Raw genomic sequence first — 18,008 nt, forward strand, 5'->3', positions numbered from 1 at the left:
GATCTTTTTTTTGTTAAGAAATTGTAAATGAATACAATGCTTCTACAAAAATACCCTATATTTTTAGAATTTTCTATTATTTTAAAGTGCTTATGTTTAACAACTTGTATATATATAGGTTTATTTTGAATAAAAAGTCGAACGATTATGTAGGTATGAACTGTTGTTTTGACAAAAATCCCAATAATCATCTTTTATAATGACAGTAATTAAACTATGCAGGTGGTGTTAAAAATATGCCAAAAGCAGGAAGGAATACTGTGAACACAAGTACACTGGCTATGAATGGTGGACAGCTCAGATCAATAACGTGGACAAGCAAGTTGAAAGTGAAGTTAGAGCAAGTTTTCTTTAGATGGGGATTTGTTATTGCTGTAATCGGTTTTCTTTTAGGACGAGCATATATATTAACGAACATTTTACCGTTTGCACTACCGTTTTTTGCTGCTGTTTATGTAATGAAACGTGATAAGATGGCACTCGCATTTCTGGCTCTTATGGGTGGTGCGCTTTCCGTTTCGCTAGACAATTTATTTTTTGCCTTTGCATCTATTTTTACTTTCTTTATTTATAATATCTTCTTTAGTCGTTTTACACGTAAAATTGTTGGACTTGTACCATTTCAAGTATTTATCTCCGCATTAACCGCACATCTCGTTGTTGTTTACTTCGCGCAGCAAGCCGTCACTATGTATGACTTACTAGTAAGTACCATTGAAGCAGGACTTAGTTTTGTTTTAACGATGATTTTCTTGCAGAGTGTACCATTATTAACGGAAAGAAAGGGAAAACAACAAGCATTAGAAACGGAAGAAATTGTTTGTTTAATTATATTGCTTGCATCTGTATTAACGGGTACAACAGATTGGTTTATTTACGATGCTTCAGTTCAACATATTTTCACGAGATATTTAGTATTATTATTTGCTTTTGTTGCAGGGGCAGCTACTGGTTCAACGGTAGGAGTTGTTACAGGATTGATATTGAGTTTAGCGAACGTAGGTAGTTTATCTCAACTTAGCCTGCTAGCTTTTTCCGGGTTACTTGGTGGATTATTAAAAGAAGGGAAGCGTCTTGGTGTAAGTTTAGGGTTGTTAATTGGTACAAGTTTAATTACATTATACGTCGATAAGCAAGTAAATATTATAACAACTTTAATAGAATCTGGAGTGGCGATAGGATTCTTTCTATTAACACCGAAGGCAATTATTGATCGGCTTGCTAAATTTATGCCAGGAACACAAGAGCATTCTCAGGATCAACAACAATATTTACGTAGAATGCGTGATGTGACAGCGAATAAAATTAATCAATTTGCAAATGTATTTTCTGCATTATCTAATAGTTTTTCGGTATATGGATATGTGGAGGAAGAAGATGAGGAGACAGAAGCTGATTTATTCTTGAGTACAATTACAGCAAAGACGTGTCAATCATGTTTTAAAAAGGATCAATGCTGGGTAGTGAATTTTGATAAAACATATGATTATATGAAACAAATTATGAATGAAACAGAAGAAGGAACCCTTCAGCATAACCGTAAACTAGTTCGTGAATGGGAAAAGCACTGTGTAAGAGGAAAAAAGGTAACAGATTTAATGGAAGGAGAATTAGGACATTTCTATGAGGGGCAAAAGTTACGAAAACAAATGAAAGATAATCGTAGAATTGTTGCGGAACAATTATTAGGTGTTTCAAAAGTAATGGAAGATTTTGCGAAAGAAATTCAGCGTGAACGGGAAAATCATCAAGTGCAGGAAGAACAAATTCTACAAGCGTTTCGTGACTTTGGTGTTGAGGTGGAACATGTTGATATCTATTGTTTAGATAGAGGGAATATTGATATTGAAATGATGATTCCAGCGGCATCTAATCAACATGGTGAATGTGAAAAATTAGTTGCACCAATGCTTTCGGATATTTTAAAAGAAAATATTATTGTTAAACATGAAGAACCTTCTGCTTATCCGAATGGTCATAGCATGATATCTTTTGGGTCAGCGAAAACATTTTTTCTTGATACAGGACTTGCTACAGCAGCAAAAGGAGGCGGATTTGTATCGGGAGATTCGTATGCGATGATGGATTTAAGTGTTGGGAAATATGCTCTTGCCATTAGTGACGGAATGGGTAACGGACAAAGGGCACATATGGAAAGTAAGGAAACGGTAAAATTGTTACAAAAAATATTGCAATCCGGTATCGATGAAGAGATTGCTATTAAGTCTATTAATTCAATTCTTTCATTGAGAACGACAGAAGAAATGTTTACGACGCTTGATTTAGCTATGGTTGATTTACGTGATGCAAGTGCAAAATTTTTAAAAATTGGTTCAACCCCAAGTTTTGTAAAACGTGGAAATGACGTTATTAAAATAGAGGCAAGCAATTTGCCGATGGGAATCATTGAGGATGTTGAGGTAGATGTTGTTGGTGAACAATTAAAAACAGAAGATATTTTGATTATGATGAGCGATGGGATTTTTGAGGGAGCGCAGCATGTGGAAAACCATGAATTGTGGATGAAGCGTAAAATTAAAGAACTACAAACAGATGATCCGCAAGAAATTGCTGATATCATTATGGAAGAGGTTATTCGTTCTAGTGATGGATATATTAATGACGATATGACGATTGTCGTTGCTAAGGTAAAGAAGAATATGCCAAAGTGGGCTACGATTCCAATCATGGGTAAACAAGCACAGTAGAGGGGCAGCGGGTTTCTCGGTTTGATTATGAGGTCTAGGGTGATACCTAGGCCTTTTTCTTATAGAAAAAAGTAGTTTCATTCTTCCTATGAAGATAGAGGAGGGATGTAAGATAAAAATGTGAATTTTGTACATCTTTTTTTTGCACAAAGTTTGTAAAAGTTGTACCATTATAAGCAAGGTAAAGTATGTTATTGTTTGGTTTTAACGAAAGGTGATTGCGAAGTTGAAAGATACATTTGTTGAAAAAGTAGATGAGTTTGCAAAGCGGCATGATGTATTAGAGGAATATTCGACAATTGTTGTAGGAGTTTCTGGAGGCCCTGATTCTTTAGCTCTTTTATATTATTTATTAGAGAAAAGAGAAGAGAGGAAATTGAAGATTGTAGTCGCACATGTGGATCACATGTTTAGAGGAAATGAATCCTATGGAGACTTGCAATTTGTAGAAAAACTTTGCCGAAAGATTGGGGTTATTTGCGAAACGATAAGAATTAATGTATCGCAATATCAACAGCAATATGGCATGAATGCACAGGTAGCTGCTAGGGAATGCCGATATGCATTTTTGGAAAGAATAATGAGGAAATATGGTGCGCTATATGTAGCTCTTGGACATCATGGAGATGATCAAGTGGAGACGATTTTAATGCGTCTCGTCCGCGGGAGTACTCCGAAGGGTTATGCTGGAATTGCTGTGAAACGTCCTTTCCATGGTGGATATTTAATTAGACCTTTATTAGCGGTAACAAAGAAAGAAATCAATGCTTATTGTAATAGGAAAGGGATTACACCACGTATGGACCCGAGTAATGAAAAGGAAATATATACGAGGAATCGATTACGTAAGCATGTCCTGCCTTATTTAAAGAAGGAAAACCCTCATGTGCATGAGCAATTTCAAAAATTTAGTGTGCTTATGCAAGAGGATGAGGCGTATTTGCAGGAATTAGCTTTTGAAAAGATGAATAAAGTAATTACAAAAAAAAGTGATAAACACATCGTCTTATCAATTCCTGCCTTTGAATCCATGTCTATGCCTTTACAAAGGCGAGGGATTCAACTAATATTAAACTATCTTTATGAATACAAGATTCCTTCTTCGCTTTCTTCTATACATATTGACAAAGTTATTGCATTTTTTAAACGGACACACCCTTCAGGATCACTTGATTTTCCTTTTGGTCTAAAAATTGTTCGTACATATGAAGAATGTAGTTTCCGATTTGAGCAAGAAATTGTTTTTCCTTTTTCACAAGTTTTATCAGTACCAGGTGCCATTACATTAGCAAATGGGGATGAACTTGTAGCAGAAGTAAATGAGGAATTACCAAGCAACATGAATGAAACGGTATTTGTTGCTAAGTATAATGATATATCATATCCTCTTCTTATTCGCTCTAGAGAAAATGGAGATCGCATGTCGATAAAAGGTATGAGTGGTACTAAAAAGATAAAAGCTATTTTTATTGAGGCGAAAGTACCGAAAGAAAAAAGAGAAGAGTGGCCAATTGTTTGTGATGCAAGCGGGAATATTATTTGGGTTCCATTGTTGAAACAATCTTCATTTGCTATTTCAAATGAAGTAGCAGATAAGGATAAGTATATTATTATTCACTACAAAAGCAAGGAGTCTTCCAGGAGGATAATGAAATGATGAATCAAGATATCGAAAAAGTATTAATTTCCGAAGAACAAATACAAGAAAAGGTGCATGAGCTAGGTGAAATTATTGCAAAGGACTACAAAAATACAGTACCTCTTGCAATTGGTGTATTAAAGGGTGCAATGCCATTTATGGCAGACTTATTAAAAAGAACAGATACATATCTTGAAATGGATTTTATGGCTGTTTCTAGCTACGGTCATTCTACAGTTTCAACAGGTGAAGTAAAAATTTTAAAAGACCTTGATACTTCTGTAGAAGGTCGCGATATTTTAATCGTTGAAGATATTATTGATAGCGGTCTTACATTAAGTTATTTAGTGGACCTATTCAAATATCGTAAGGCGAAATCTGTAAAGATTGTTACGCTACTAGATAAACCAACTGGACGCAAAGTCGATCTAAAAGCAGATTACGTTGGGTTTACTGTTCCTCATGAATTTGTTGTAGGATATGGCTTAGATTATAAAGAGCAATATCGTAATCTTCCTTATGTTGGAGTGTTAAAACCAAGCGTTTACTCAAATTAATTAAATACAGGCGTTATAATTGTATAGGAAAGTTTTTCTATGTTACGATTTACTATAGTGTTTATGCCGTGAGAGGAGGTTAGGAATGAATCGTATCTTCCGTAATACCATCTTTTATTTACTGATATTCTTAGTAGTAATTGGAATCGTGAGCTATTTTAATGGTTCAACACAAAAAACAACATCAATTAGCTACGATAAATTCATTACTAAACTTGAAAAAGGTGAAGTGCGTAATGTGCAGCTTCAACCGAAAAATGGTGTATTTGAGGTAAAAGGACAATTTAGCAATGCTAGTCAAGAAGAACAATTTGTTACTTATGCACCAAATACTGAAGAATTACAAAAGAAAATTAATGACAAAGCGCAAGGTGCTGAAGTGAAGTACCAACCAGCAGAGGAAACAAGTGCTTGGGTGACATTCTTTACTTCTATCATTCCGTTTGTGATTATCTTCATTTTATTCTTCTTCTTACTAAACCAAGCTCAGGGCGGTGGTAGCCGTGTTATGAACTTCGGAAAAAGTAAGGCGAAGTTATACAATGATGAAAAGAAAAAAGTACGTTTCAGAGATGTGGCTGGAGCGGACGAAGAGAAACAAGAGCTTGTTGAGGTAGTAGAATTCTTAAAAGATCCTCGTAAGTTCGCTGAAGTTGGTGCCCGTATTCCGAAGGGTGTCCTATTAGTTGGACCTCCAGGTACAGGTAAAACATTACTTGCACGTGCTGTTGCAGGTGAGGCTGGCGTTCCTTTCTTCTCTATTAGTGGTTCTGATTTCGTAGAGATGTTCGTCGGTGTCGGTGCTTCCCGTGTACGTGATTTATTTGAAAATGCAAAGAAAAATGCTCCTTGTATCATTTTCATCGATGAAATTGATGCAGTGGGTCGTCAGCGTGGAGCTGGTCTTGGCGGTGGACACGATGAGCGTGAGCAAACGTTAAACCAACTTCTTGTTGAGATGGATGGATTCGGTGCAAATGAAGGTATTATTATCATCGCTGCAACAAACCGTCCTGATATTCTTGATCCGGCATTATTACGTCCAGGACGTTTTGACCGTCAAATTACAGTGGATCGTCCAGATGTAAATGGGCGTGAAGCAGTACTGAAAGTACACGCTCGTAATAAACCGCTTGATGAGAATATTAACTTAAGAGCCATTGCAACTCGTACACCAGGATTCTCTGGTGCGGATCTTGAAAACTTATTAAACGAAGCAGCATTAGTAGCTGCGCGTCAAGATAAGAAGAAAATTGATATGTCTGATATCGATGAAGCGACAGACCGCGTTATTGCAGGTCCTGCGAAGAAAAGTCGTGTTATTTCTGAAAAAGAACGTAACATCGTGGCATTCCATGAAGCGGGTCATACTGTAATCGGTGTCGTGCTTGATGAAGCTGATATCGTTCATAAAGTAACAATTGTCCCTCGTGGTCAAGCTGGTGGTTATGCGGTAATGCTTCCAAAAGAAGATCGGTACTTCATGACAAAACCAGAATTACTTGATAAAATCACTGGTTTACTTGGTGGTCGAGTGGCTGAGGAAATTGTATTTGGTGAAGTAAGTACAGGAGCTCATAACGACTTCCAACGTGCGACTGGCATTGCAAGACGCATGGTAACGGAATTTGGTATGAGTGACAAGCTTGGACCAATGCAGTTTGGTAGCTCACAAGGTGGTCAAGTGTTCTTAGGAAGAGACTTCCATTCAGAACAAAACTACAGTGATGCAATTGCACATGAAATTGATGTGGAAATGCAAACAATTATGAAAGAATGTTATGCTCGTGCAAAACAAATTCTTACTGAAAAACGTGATAAGCTTGATATTATTGCAAAAACGTTACTTGAAGTAGAAACATTAGATGCAGAGCAAATCAATCATTTATATGATTATGGGGTTTTACCTGAACGTACGAAGTCGTCTGAAGATGTGAAAGTAAATATTACTATGAAAAAAGATGACGAAAACACAGAAGATAAATAAGAAATGAAGGAGTGACAATCGTCACTCCTTTTTTATGTTGAGGAAATAGTGTACTTGTATATATAAATACAGATTGAAAATCGACATGAAATCCTTCCTTTTAGGTGGGAAAGAGGATCCGCCCATGCATAGAAGTGGTCGGTGCTTTTTTTAGCCACATGCCATGTAAAAACAGAAGGAGAAAATGAGCGAAAGTTTCTTGTCGTTCTTCATAGCCACAATTTATATGTTAGAAAATCAAATCGGATTTACATATAAATTTGAATCTTCTTTGCATTAAAAATTGAAATAGTGAACAATCTTTTTGTAAAATGATGAAGATGGAAAAACTGATTATATAGGTATGTATGATATGATGGCAGTATCAGTTTTGTACATACTGCACAAATATAAGATTAAATAAGATAAGTGGTGAGAATATGATTTTTGTATTGGATGTAGGGAATACAAATGCGGTGCTTGGTGTATTTGAAGGTGGAAAACTTCGTCAGCATTGGCGCATGGAGACAGATCGTCATAAAACAGAAGATGAATACGGTATGTTAGTGAAACAGTTACTTGAACATGAGGGCCTTTCTTTTCAAGATGTGAAAGGGATTATTGTTTCTTCGGTTGTACCACCAATTATGTTTGCTTTAGAGCGTATGTGTGAGAAGTATTTCAAAATTAAACCACTTGTAGTGGGACCGGGAATAAAGACAGGTTTAAATATTAAATATGAAAATCCACGTGAGGTTGGAGCGGATCGTATTGTAAATGCTGTAGCTGGTATCCAATTATATGGAAGCCCGCTTATTATTGTCGATTTTGGTACAGCGACTACATATTGTTATATTAACGAGAATAAGCATTATATGGGTGGGGTAATTACACCGGGGATTATGATTTCGGCAGAGGCTTTATACAGTAGAGCGGCTAAACTTCCTCGTATTGAAATTACAAAACCAAGTAGTGTTGTTGGAAAAAATACGATAAGTGCAATGCAATCTGGAATTCTTTACGGATATGTTGGACAAGTAGAAGGTATTGTGAAGCGTATGAAAGAGGAAGCTAAACAAGAACCGAAAGTTATTGCAACTGGTGGATTAGCGAAGTTAATTGCAGAAGAATCTAATGTAATTGATATTGTAGATCCGTTTTTAACATTAAAAGGCTTGCATATGTTATATGAGCGTAATGCAAATTTACAACATGAGAAGGGTGAATAAATAAGTATGAAAGATTATTTAGTAAAAGCATTGGCGTTTGATGGAGAAGTTCGTGCGTATAGTGTACGTACAACAAATACGGTAAGTGAGGCGCAAAGACGTCATGATACGTGGAGAACTGCTTCAGCAGCACTTGGGCGTTCGTTAACAGCTGGTACAATGATGGGGGCTATGTTAAAAGGTGACCAAAAGCTGACAATTAAGGTGGAAGGAAATGGTCCACTTGGCCCGATTCTAGTAGATGCTCATGCAAATGGTGATGTGCGTGGATATGTAACGAATCCGCATGTTGATTTTGAAGCAACGGAGCAAGGGAAATTACGTGTATATCAAGCGGTAGGTACAGAAGGGTTCGTAACGGTAATTAAAGATATCGGTATGAGGGAACCGTTTATCGGACAATCTCCAATTGTTTCGGGTGAATTAGGAGAAGATTTCACATACTATTTTGCTGTCTCTGAACAAACGCCTTCTTCTGTTGGTGTTGGTGTTCTTGTAAACGGAGATGATAGTATATTGGCTGCTGGTGGATTCATTCTACAAATTATGCCAGGGGCACAGGAAGGAACGATCTCATTTATTGAAGAACGTTTGCAAAAAATCCCGCCTGTTTCAACATTAATTGAACAAGGTCTTTCGCCAGAAGAATTGCTATATGAAGTATTAGGGAAAGACAAAGTAAAAGTACTAGAAACAATGGATGTTCAATTTAACTGTACATGCTCTCGTGAGCGCATTGAAGCAGTATTGATTAGTTTAGGTAAGGAAGAACTAAAGCAAGTTCGTGAGGAAGAAGATGAAACAGAAGTACATTGTCATTTCTGTAATGAAAGATATAAGTTCTCTAAAGAAGATATTACAAATATAATTAATAGTCTATAAGGGTAATTTCTATTAATTTTCAATCATCTAAATAAATTGACAACTAAGAAAAATTCTGTCAAAATTATAATATATACAAAACCAATAAAAATACTCGGTGTTAGGAGTGACAGGAATGCGAGTGGCACAATCAGTTTCAGAATTAATCGGGAAAACGCCGATCGTTAAGTTGAACCGCATCGTAGAGCAAGACAGCGCAGAAATATACTTAAAATTAGAATTTATGAATCCTGGAAGTAGCGTGAAAGATCGTATTGCACTATCTATGATTGAAGCTGCTGAACAAAAAGGATTATTAAAAGAGGGCGATACAATTATTGAACCAACGAGTGGTAACACGGGAATTGGTTTAGCAATGGTAGCTGCTGCAAAAGGATATAAGGCTATTTTAGTAATGCCGGAAACAATGAGTGTTGAACGTCGTAATTTACTACGTGCTTATGGAGCTGAATTAGTATTGACTCCAGGATCAGAAGGAATGGGTGGCGCAATTCGCAAAGCAACTGAATTAGCAAAAGAGAATGGTTACTTTATACCACAACAATTCCAAAACCCAGCTAATCCAGAAATTCATCGTTTGACAACAGGACCAGAAATCGTTGAACAAATGGGCGATCAATTAGATGCGTTTATCGCAGGTATTGGTACTGGTGGAACAATCACAGGTGCTGGTGAGGTTTTAAAAGAAAAATATGAAGGTATTAAAATTTATGCGGTAGAACCTGCAGATTCTCCGGTGTTATCGGGCGGGAAACCAGGTCCACATAAGATTCAAGGTATCGGAGCAGGATTTGTTCCAGAAACATTGGATGTAGAAGTATATGATGAAGTGATCCAAGTTAAAACAGAGCAAGCATTCGAGTATGCGAGAAGAGTAGCTCGTGAAGAAGGGATTTTAGTTGGTATTTCTTCAGGTGCTGTCATTTATGCTGCGACAGAAGTAGCGAAAAAACTTGGTAAAGGGAAAAAGGTACTTGTTGTTATTCCGAGTAATGGTGAGCGTTATTTAAGTACACCGCTTTATCAATTTGAATCATAATTAGTACGGTCAAGAGAAAGTATTCCTTCTCAGGAATGCTTTCTCTTTTTTTGTTTGAAAATAGGAAAAGAGTGAATGACTAGAAAACTTCATGTAAAATAAGTAGTAGTAAAGTTAAATTATTTTCACTAGCTCCCAAGGACAATTATTTCACACTAAACATCTATAATTTAAGATGATAGTTCTAAGGGAGTGGGATAAAAGAAGACGGGGTGTTGGTATGCAGCAAAGAAAATCTTTAGCGCTTTCTATTCCATATCAGTTAGATTTTTTTAAGCAGTATAAGTTTCTTTCTCAGGATAAAAATCAACATATTTTGTTAGAAAGTGGACGAGGGGGTCGCTATAGTATCGCGGGGCTTGATCCTGTAGCGGTAATTCAGGGGAAGAATGAAACGTTACATATAAGTGAAAGCGGTAAGGAAACAATAGAACAAGGTAATCCTTTAGATTTAATGCAAAAGTATATGGAACGATGGAAAACGGATCATAATCCAGACTATCCGCCGTTTCAAGGAGGCGCAATCGGATATTTTAGTTACGACTGTATCCGTTATATTGAGAAACTTCCGTCCTTTGCAGTGGATGACGTGGATATACCTGACATATTCTTTTTGTTATTTGATGACGTGTTTGTGTATGATCAACAAGAGGAAGTGTTGTGGATTATTACACATTATATAGATGAGCGTGAAGAAGCAGAAGGGCGTTTGAATGAATGGAAGAGCGTTTGGATGAAGGAAGCTCCTGAAGTTAAAGTGCCATTTGAATGTCCTGAAAATAGAAATGAAGCAGTAGCTTTTACAGAAGAAGGATTTATGAAAGCTGTTCAGCGTATTCAAGAATACATTGGAGCTGGAGATGTGTTTCAAGTAAATCTGTCTACAAGACAAGAGAAAACATTGCAAACACATCCACTAGAAATTTATACGAGCCTTCGTGAAATTAACCCATCACCATATATGGGATACTTAGAGCTTGGGGATTTTCAAATTGTTAGCGGTTCACCGGAATTGTTAATTAAAAAACAAGAGAATGAAGTGAGCACTCGTCCGATTGCCGGTACACGTTCTCGCGGGAAAAATGAACAAGAAGATGAAATCTTGGCAAAAGAGTTAATTGAAAATGAAAAAGAACGTGCAGAACATGTCATGCTTGTAGATTTAGAGCGTAATGACTTAGGGCGAGTTTGTAAGTATGGAACTGTAGAAGTAGATGAATTTATGGTAATCGAAAAATACTCACATGTTATGCATATCGTTTCAAATGTTCGGGGTGAGGTTGAACCGGATAAGGATGCTTTCGATTTAGTAAGAGCTGTGTTTCCAGGTGGAACGATTACGGGTGCACCGAAAATCCGTACGATGGAAATTATCGAAGAATTAGAACCTGTTCGCCGCGGGATTTATACAGGTTCAATTGGATGGATTGGTTACTCAGGAGATATGGAATTAAATATTGTGATTCGTACGCTTCTTGCAAAGGATGGTCAAGCGTATGTGCAGGCTGGGGCAGGAATTGTAATTGATTCAAATCCAAAAAATGAGTATAAAGAATCGTTGAAAAAAGCAATCGCCCTGTGGCGTGCGAAAGAAAGCAGCGAAGAAACGGTTGGGTGAGAGAAATGATATTGATGATTGATAATTATGATTCTTTTACATTTAATTTAGTACAATTTCTTGGAGAACTTGGACAAGAGCTTGTTGTTAAACGTAATGATGAAGTTACGATTTCAGATATTGAACAAATGAAACCAGACTTTTTAATGATTTCACCAGGACCTTGTAGTCCTAATGAAGCTGGTATAAGTATGGATGTCATTAAATATTTCGCAGGAAAGATTCCTATTTTTGGTGTGTGCTTAGGTCATCAATCGATTGCGCAAGTATTTGGAGGAGATGTTGTTCGTGCAGATCGTTTAATGCACGGGAAAACTTCTCCGATGTACCATGATGGAAAAACGATTTTTGCAGATATTCCGAATCCATTTACAGCAACGCGTTACCATTCTCTTATTGTCAAAAAAGAAACATTGCCAGAATGTTTAGAGGTGACATCTTGGACAGAAGAGGGAGAAATTATGGCGCTTCGTCATAAAACATTGCCAATTGAAGGGGTGCAATTTCATCCAGAGTCTATTATGACTTCACATGGGAAAGAGTTACTGCAGAACTTTATTCGTAGTTATAGTCCGAGTGTATCGTCATGCTAATTTATGTAAATGGCACATATGTAGAAGCGGATGAAGCAAAAATCTCTCCTTATGACCATGGATATTTATATGGCCTGGGGGTTTTTGAGACATTTCGTATTTATAACGGGCATCCATTTTTATTAGATGATCACTATGAACGCTTAATGGGTGCTCTTTCTACTTTGCAAATTGAATGGACGATGACGAAAGATGATGTACTGCGTATTTTACAGGAGTTACTCGTAAGAAATGGGTTAGAACATGCATATATTCGTTTTAATGTTTCAGCTGGTATAGATGAAATAGGTTTACAAACAGGGGCTTATGAAGGGCCCTCTGTCATCGTATTTATAAAGCCTTTGGCAGTTCCGAGTGTAGTGGAAAAGGAAGGCGTTGTTTTGAAACAAACACGAAATACGCCAGAAGGAGCATTTCGTTTAAAGTCCCATCACTATTTAAATAACATTTTAGGGAAACGTGAAATTGGAGATGCACCGGATAAAGAAGGGATTTTCTTTACTGAAGCAGGTCACGTTGCGGAGGGGATTGTTTCGAATCTCTTTTTTGTAAAGGAAGGTGTTTTATATACGCCATCACTTGAAACGGGGATTTTAAATGGAATCACTCGTGCTTTTATTATAAGAATTGCTGAAGTATTAGATGTACGTGTGGAAGAAGGTTTCTTTACACAAAAGGAACTGCTTTCTGCTGATGAGGTGTTTGTAACAAATTCTATTCAAGAAATTGTTCCGCTTAATCAGATTGGCGAAAGTGATTTCCCTGGTAAAGAAGGGAAGGTTACAAAGTCTCTAATACGTGTATATGAAATGCATAGAGAAAATCTTTGGAGCCGGAATGAACTGCGAAGAGGAGATGTGTCGTGTGAAGTGGAATTATGATTTGCGCTGCGGCGAATATACATTAGATTTAAATAAAAAGACATTAATCATGGGGATTTTAAATGTTACACCGGACTCATTCTCAGATGGTGGGAACTTCGATGAGGTGAACGCAGCTGTAAGTCATGCAAAAGAAATGGTAGAAAACGGTGCAGATATTATTGATATAGGTGGAGAATCAACTCGTCCTGGTTTTGCAAAAGTTTCGGTGGAAGAAGAGTTGGGGCGTGTAATTCCGATGATCCAAGCGGTATCAAAAGAAGTGAAAGTACCTATTTCGATTGATACGTATAAAGCTGAAGTAGCTGAGCAAGCGATTGAAGCGGGTGCCCATGTTATTAATGATGTGTGGGGAGCAAAGGCAGAACCGAAAATTGCAGAAGTTGCAGCTCATTATAATGTGCCGATTATTTTGATGCATAATCGTGAGAATACAAATTACCACAATCTTATAGCTGATATGATTGCGGATTTATATGAGAGTGTTAAAATTGCAAAAGATGCAGGTGTACCGGATGAAAATATTATTTTAGATCCAGGTATCGGTTTTGCGAAGACGCCAGAACAAAACTTAGAAGTAATGCGTAATTTAGAACAGTTGCATGTATTAGGATATCCAGTTCTTCTTGCGACTTCGAGAAAGTCATTTATCGGGCATGTTTTAGATTTACCGGTAGAGGAACGTGTAGAAGGGACAGGGGCATCGATTTGTCTTGGAATTGAAAAAGGTTGTGAAATGATTCGTGTTCATGATGTGAAGGAAATGGCACGTATGGCAAAGATGATGGATGCGATGATTGGTAAGGGGGTAAAATGATTGGATAAAATTTATATTCATGATATGGAGTTCTATGGCTATCATGGTGTATTTCCAGAAGAGAATAAATTGGGCCAAAGATTTAGAGTGGATTTAACGGTAGAATTGGATTTAAAACAAGCGGGCGAAAATGATAACTTAGAGCATTCGGTAAACTATGGAGAGCTCTTCGAACTTTGTAGACAAGTGGTTGAGGACCGAACGTACAAGCTTGTAGAAAGTATTGCAGAAAATATAGCGGCAAATATATTAAAACAGTATATAAGTATTTCGCGGTGCACAGTAAAAGTTATTAAACCAGATCCACCAATACCAGGGCATTATCGTTCTGTGGCGGTAGAGATTACGAGAGAACGACCATGAAAAATATAGCGTATGTTGCTTTAGGGTCAAATATTGGTGATCGTTATGCTTATTTATCACAAGCGATTGAAATGTTAAATAAAAATCCCTATATTCGAGTAGAAGATGTTTCTTCTGTATATGAAACAGATCCAGTTGGATATACAGACCAAAATCGTTTTTTAAATTTAGTTATAAAAATTTCTACCAATTTATTGCCGCAAGAATTGTTGAAAGTAACGCAAAGGGTCGAGAATGGTTTAGGAAGAAAAAGGGAAATTAGATGGGGACCGCGAACCGTTGACCTTGACATTTTGCTTTATAATCAAGAAAATATTGAAGCAGAGAATCTTATTGTTCCGCATCCGCGGATGTTCCAAAGAGCTTTTGTTATCGTTCCATTGTTAGAAATTAATCAAGATATAAAACAAAACATTTCACGTTCACAAATAGATGAAATGAAAAGGCGAGAGGGAGTAACGGTATGGAAGCAGAAAAATGGGGAAGACGCATTCGTGCTTTTCGGAAGTTAAAAGGTTATACGCAAGAAGGTTTTGCGAAGGAATTAGGGGTATCTGTATCTGTTTTAGGAGAAGTTGAGAGAGGGAATAGAACTCCAACTCAAGATTTTGTAGTAGAAGTTGCGAAGACATTAAAGATTTCAATAGATGAATTAATGCCAAAGTGAGGATAAAGAAAGGAGGCAGTTGATTGTTAAAGATTGCAAACATTGAGATGAAGAATCCGGTTGTGCTAGCACCGATGGCGGGAGTGTGTAACTCTGCATTTCGTTTAACAGTAAAGGAATTTGGTGCAGGTCTAGTATGTGCTGAAATGGTAAGTGATAAGGCGATTTTATTTAATAACAAAAAAACATTAGATATGCTATATATCGATGAGAGAGAAAAGCCGCTAAGTTTGCAAATTTTTGGTGGTGAGAAAGAAACGCTTGTTGACGCTGCGAGATATGTAGATAAAAACACAACAGCGGATATTATCGATATCAATATGGGGTGCCCTGTTCCAAAAATTACGAAGTGTGATGCTGGTGCAAAGTGGCTTTTAGACCCGAATAAAATATATGAAATGGTAGCAGCGGTTGTAGATGCTGTTGAAAAGCCAGTTACAGTGAAAATGCGTATTGGTTGGGATGAAGAACACATTTTCGCAATTGAAAATGCTAGAGCGGTTGAACGTGCAGGCGGTCAAGCTGTAGCGGTTCATGGGCGTACACGTGTTCAAATGTATGAAGGAAAAGCGGATTGGGATATTATTAAACAAGTAAAGCAATCTGTAAATATTCCTGTTATCGGAAATGGTGATGTGGAAACACCTCAAGATGCGAAACGCATGCTTGATGAAGTTGGTGTTGATGGTGTTATGATAGGTCGAGCAGCTCTTGGGAATCCATGGATGATTTATCGTACGGTAAAATATTTAGAAACAGGGGAATTAATGCCTGAACCAATGGTGCGTGAGAAAATAGATGTATGTATGCTGCACTTAGATCGCCTTATTGATTTAAAGAATGAAGATATTGCGGTAAGGGAAATGAGAAAGCATGCAGCTTGGTATCTAAAAGGTGTAAGTGGTAATGCGAGAGTGCGTAATGCGATTAATGCTTGTAATACGCGTCAAGACTTTGCTTCTTTATTAGGGGCGTTTGTAGAGGAAGTAGAAGCGAAACAACAAACAATTCATGTTGGTTAAGTAGAAGTAAGAGGAGATGATTGACATTCTCTCGTTCACTTCCTATAATTACGTGAAAGAAAGAAGACTGCCAGTATACTACTGGCAGTTTTTCTAGTTGGGTAGAAAATGATATACTGTATATATTGTAAATTTTAATAGAGCTGGAGTGATATCAATACCATGGATAACATGAACCACGAAGAATTAAACGACCAATTGCTTGTGCGTCGCGAGAAGTTACATAATTTACGTGAACAAGGAATCGATCCGTTTGGTAAACGTTTTGAGCGTACACATTCAACGAAAGAATTATTCAACTTGTATGGAGAGTTCTCTAAAGAAGAATTAGAAGAGAAGGAAATCTCTGTTTCTATTGCTGGTCGTATTATGACAAAGCGAGGTAAAGGGAAAGCAGGTTTTGCACATATTCAAGATTTACACGGACAAGTTCAAATCTATGTTCGTAAAGATGCTGTTGGAGATGAGCAGTATGAATTATTTAAGACAGCTGACTTAGGTGATTTAGTAGGGATTGAAGGGAAAGTTTTCAAAACAAATGTAGGAGAGCTTTCAGTAAAAGCGACAGGCTTCATATTATTAACAAAAGCTCTTCGCCCGCTGCCGGATAAATATCATGGATTGAAAGATGTTGAACAACGCTACCGTCAACGTTACTTAGATTTAATTACAAGTATGGAAAGTCGTGAAACATTTGTTACTCGTAGTAAAATCATTCGTGAAATGAGAAGATACTTAGATGACAATGGTTATCTTGAAGTGGAAACACCGATGATGCATGCAATTGCGGGTGGGGCATCTGCTCGTCCATTCATTACACATCACAATGCGTTAGATATGGAACTATATATGCGTATTGCAATCGAGTTACACTTAAAGCGCCTTATTGTAGGTGGTTTAGAGAAGGTATATGAAATCGGTCGTGTATTCCGTAATGAAGGTGTATCAACGCGTCATAATCCTGAATTTACAATGATTGAATTATATGAAGCGTATGCAGATTATAAAGATATTATGAAACTAACAGAAAATATGATCGCTCATATTGCGAAACAAGTACTAGGTACAACAACAATCCAATACGGTGAGCAAGAAATTAATTTAGAGCCAGAATGGACGCGTCTTCATATGGTAGATGCGATTAAACAATACTCTGGAGCGGATTTCTGGAATCCAATGAGCGTTGAAGAAGCGCGTACACTAGCAAAAGAGCATGGTGTAGAAATTAAAGATACAATGGAAGTTGGACATATTATTAATGAATTCTTCGAACAGAAGGTAGAAGAAAAGTTAATCCAACCTACATTTATCTATGGTCACCCAGTGGAAATTTCTCCTCTTGCGAAAAAGAATGATGAAGATCCACGCTTTACAGATCGTTTCGAATTATTCATTGTTGCTCGTGAGCATGCAAATGCATTTACAGAATTAAATGATCCGATCGATCAAAAAGAGCGTTTTGAAGCACAATTAAAAGAACGTGAGCAAGGTAATGATGAAGCGCATATGATGGACGATGATTATATCGAAGCACTTGAGTATGGTATGCCTCCTACAGGTGGACTTGGAATTGGTATCGATCGCCTTGTTATGCTATTAACAAATGCACCATCTATTCGTGATGTGCTGTTATTCCCAGCGATGCGTCATAAACAAGACTAAACTAAGCTTTGGAGATTTCTCCAAAGCTTTTCTTTTTGTTGTTTTGTATAGAGAAGTAAAGCCTTGACGACTTATTTCCGATATAGAAGAAAGGTACTTTACAGAGGAAGATAGTGCTGTTTTTATATTTTTTTACTATGTTAAAAATTTTATTGGAAAAACTATTGCATTTTAATAAACGAACTGGTATATTTATATTCGTTGTCACGAAAGACAATAAAGAAAATAAACGAAAACAACTTTTAAATAAAAAAGTTGTTGACGAAAATATAACGAAATGTTATATTAATAAAGTCGCTTAGGCGGCAAACGAGTTCTTTGAAAACTGAACGAAACAAACAACGTGAAACGTCAATTTTTATTTT

At 37.0% G+C, this 18,008-nt stretch carries 16 protein-coding genes; all 16 read left to right on the plus strand.

Going from position 1 to position 18,008, the window contains the following annotated elements:
- The first annotated feature begins 236 nt into the window (after nt 1–236).
- The 16 genes from spoIIE (at nt 237) to lysS (ending at nt 17,643) form a co-directional block, all read left to right on the plus strand.
- Complete coding sequence (spoIIE, locus tag HRG09_RS21840) at nt 237–2,708, plus strand: stage II sporulation protein E (RefSeq protein ID WP_174102915.1); 2,472 nt, start codon at nt 237–239, stop codon at nt 2,706–2,708.
- Between the two features lie 226 nt (nt 2,709–2,934).
- Nucleotides 2,935–4,365 carry a tRNA lysidine(34) synthetase TilS gene (gene tilS, locus HRG09_RS21845; RefSeq protein WP_174102916.1) on the plus strand — a complete coding sequence of 477 codons (1,431 nt, stop codon included), beginning with the start codon at nt 2,935–2,937 and terminating at the stop codon, nt 4,363–4,365.
- A complete protein-coding gene (gene hpt / locus HRG09_RS21850) occupies nt 4,362–4,904 on the plus strand; it encodes a hypoxanthine phosphoribosyltransferase (protein ID WP_174102917.1) in 543 nt (180 codons plus the stop codon). Before tilS ends, hpt begins: the two co-directional genes overlap by 4 nt.
- Before the next feature lie 85 nt (nt 4,905–4,989).
- A complete protein-coding gene (gene ftsH / locus HRG09_RS21855; RefSeq protein ID WP_174102918.1) occupies nt 4,990–6,891 on the plus strand; it encodes an ATP-dependent zinc metalloprotease FtsH in 1,902 nt (633 codons plus the stop codon).
- 419 nt (nt 6,892–7,310) lie between these two features.
- Nucleotides 7,311–8,099, plus strand: a complete 789-nt coding sequence (locus HRG09_RS21860; RefSeq protein ID WP_174102919.1) for a type III pantothenate kinase — start codon at nt 7,311–7,313, stop codon at nt 8,097–8,099.
- A 6-nt stretch (nt 8,100–8,105) separates the two neighbouring features.
- A complete protein-coding gene (gene hslO / locus HRG09_RS21865; RefSeq protein WP_174102920.1) occupies nt 8,106–8,981 on the plus strand; it encodes a redox-regulated molecular chaperone HslO in 876 nt (291 codons plus the stop codon).
- A 115-nt stretch (nt 8,982–9,096) separates the two neighbouring features.
- On the plus strand, nt 9,097–10,020 hold the full coding sequence (cysK, locus tag HRG09_RS21870) for a cysteine synthase A (protein WP_174102921.1): 924 nt from the start codon (nt 9,097–9,099) through the stop codon (nt 10,018–10,020).
- A 220-nt stretch (nt 10,021–10,240) separates the two neighbouring features.
- Nucleotides 10,241–11,638, plus strand: a complete 1,398-nt coding sequence (trpE, locus tag HRG09_RS21875; RefSeq protein ID WP_174102922.1) for an anthranilate synthase component I — start codon at nt 10,241–10,243, stop codon at nt 11,636–11,638.
- A 5-nt stretch (nt 11,639–11,643) separates the two neighbouring features.
- Nucleotides 11,644–12,231, plus strand: a complete 588-nt coding sequence (gene pabA, locus HRG09_RS21880; protein ID WP_098338906.1) for an aminodeoxychorismate/anthranilate synthase component II — start codon at nt 11,644–11,646, stop codon at nt 12,229–12,231.
- Nucleotides 12,225–13,112, plus strand: a complete 888-nt coding sequence (gene pabC / locus HRG09_RS21885; protein WP_174102923.1) for an aminodeoxychorismate lyase — start codon at nt 12,225–12,227, stop codon at nt 13,110–13,112. The genes pabA and pabC overlap by 7 nt, the downstream gene beginning before the upstream one ends.
- The gene (gene folP / locus HRG09_RS21890; RefSeq protein ID WP_174102924.1) at nt 13,069–13,929 is read left to right on the plus strand and encodes a dihydropteroate synthase; all 861 of its coding nucleotides are present in this window, start codon (nt 13,069–13,071) and stop codon (nt 13,927–13,929) included. The genes pabC and folP overlap by 44 nt, the downstream gene beginning before the upstream one ends.
- Nucleotides 13,930–14,292, plus strand: coding sequence for a dihydroneopterin aldolase (gene folB, locus HRG09_RS21895; protein WP_174102925.1), 363 nt, complete (start codon nt 13,930–13,932; stop codon nt 14,290–14,292).
- Complete coding sequence (gene folK, locus HRG09_RS21900) at nt 14,289–14,804, plus strand: 2-amino-4-hydroxy-6-hydroxymethyldihydropteridine diphosphokinase (protein WP_174102926.1); 516 nt, start codon at nt 14,289–14,291, stop codon at nt 14,802–14,804. The genes folB and folK overlap by 4 nt, the downstream gene beginning before the upstream one ends.
- Nucleotides 14,756–14,959, plus strand: a complete 204-nt coding sequence (locus HRG09_RS21905) for a helix-turn-helix domain-containing protein (RefSeq protein WP_174102927.1) — start codon at nt 14,756–14,758, stop codon at nt 14,957–14,959. Before folK ends, HRG09_RS21905 begins: the two co-directional genes overlap by 49 nt.
- Before the next feature lie 23 nt (nt 14,960–14,982).
- Entirely contained in the window at nt 14,983–15,981 is a 999-nt protein-coding gene (gene dusB / locus HRG09_RS21910; RefSeq protein WP_174102928.1) for a tRNA dihydrouridine synthase DusB, read from the plus strand.
- 162 nt (nt 15,982–16,143) lie between these two features.
- On the plus strand, nt 16,144–17,643 hold the full coding sequence (gene lysS / locus HRG09_RS21915) for a lysine--tRNA ligase (RefSeq protein ID WP_174102929.1): 1,500 nt from the start codon (nt 16,144–16,146) through the stop codon (nt 17,641–17,643).
- Nucleotides 17,644–18,008 lie beyond the last annotated feature (365 nt).

Source organism: Bacillus sp. Xin1, assembly GCF_013314535.1.
Classification (GTDB): Bacteria; Bacillota; Bacilli; order Bacillales; family Bacillaceae_G; genus Bacillus_A.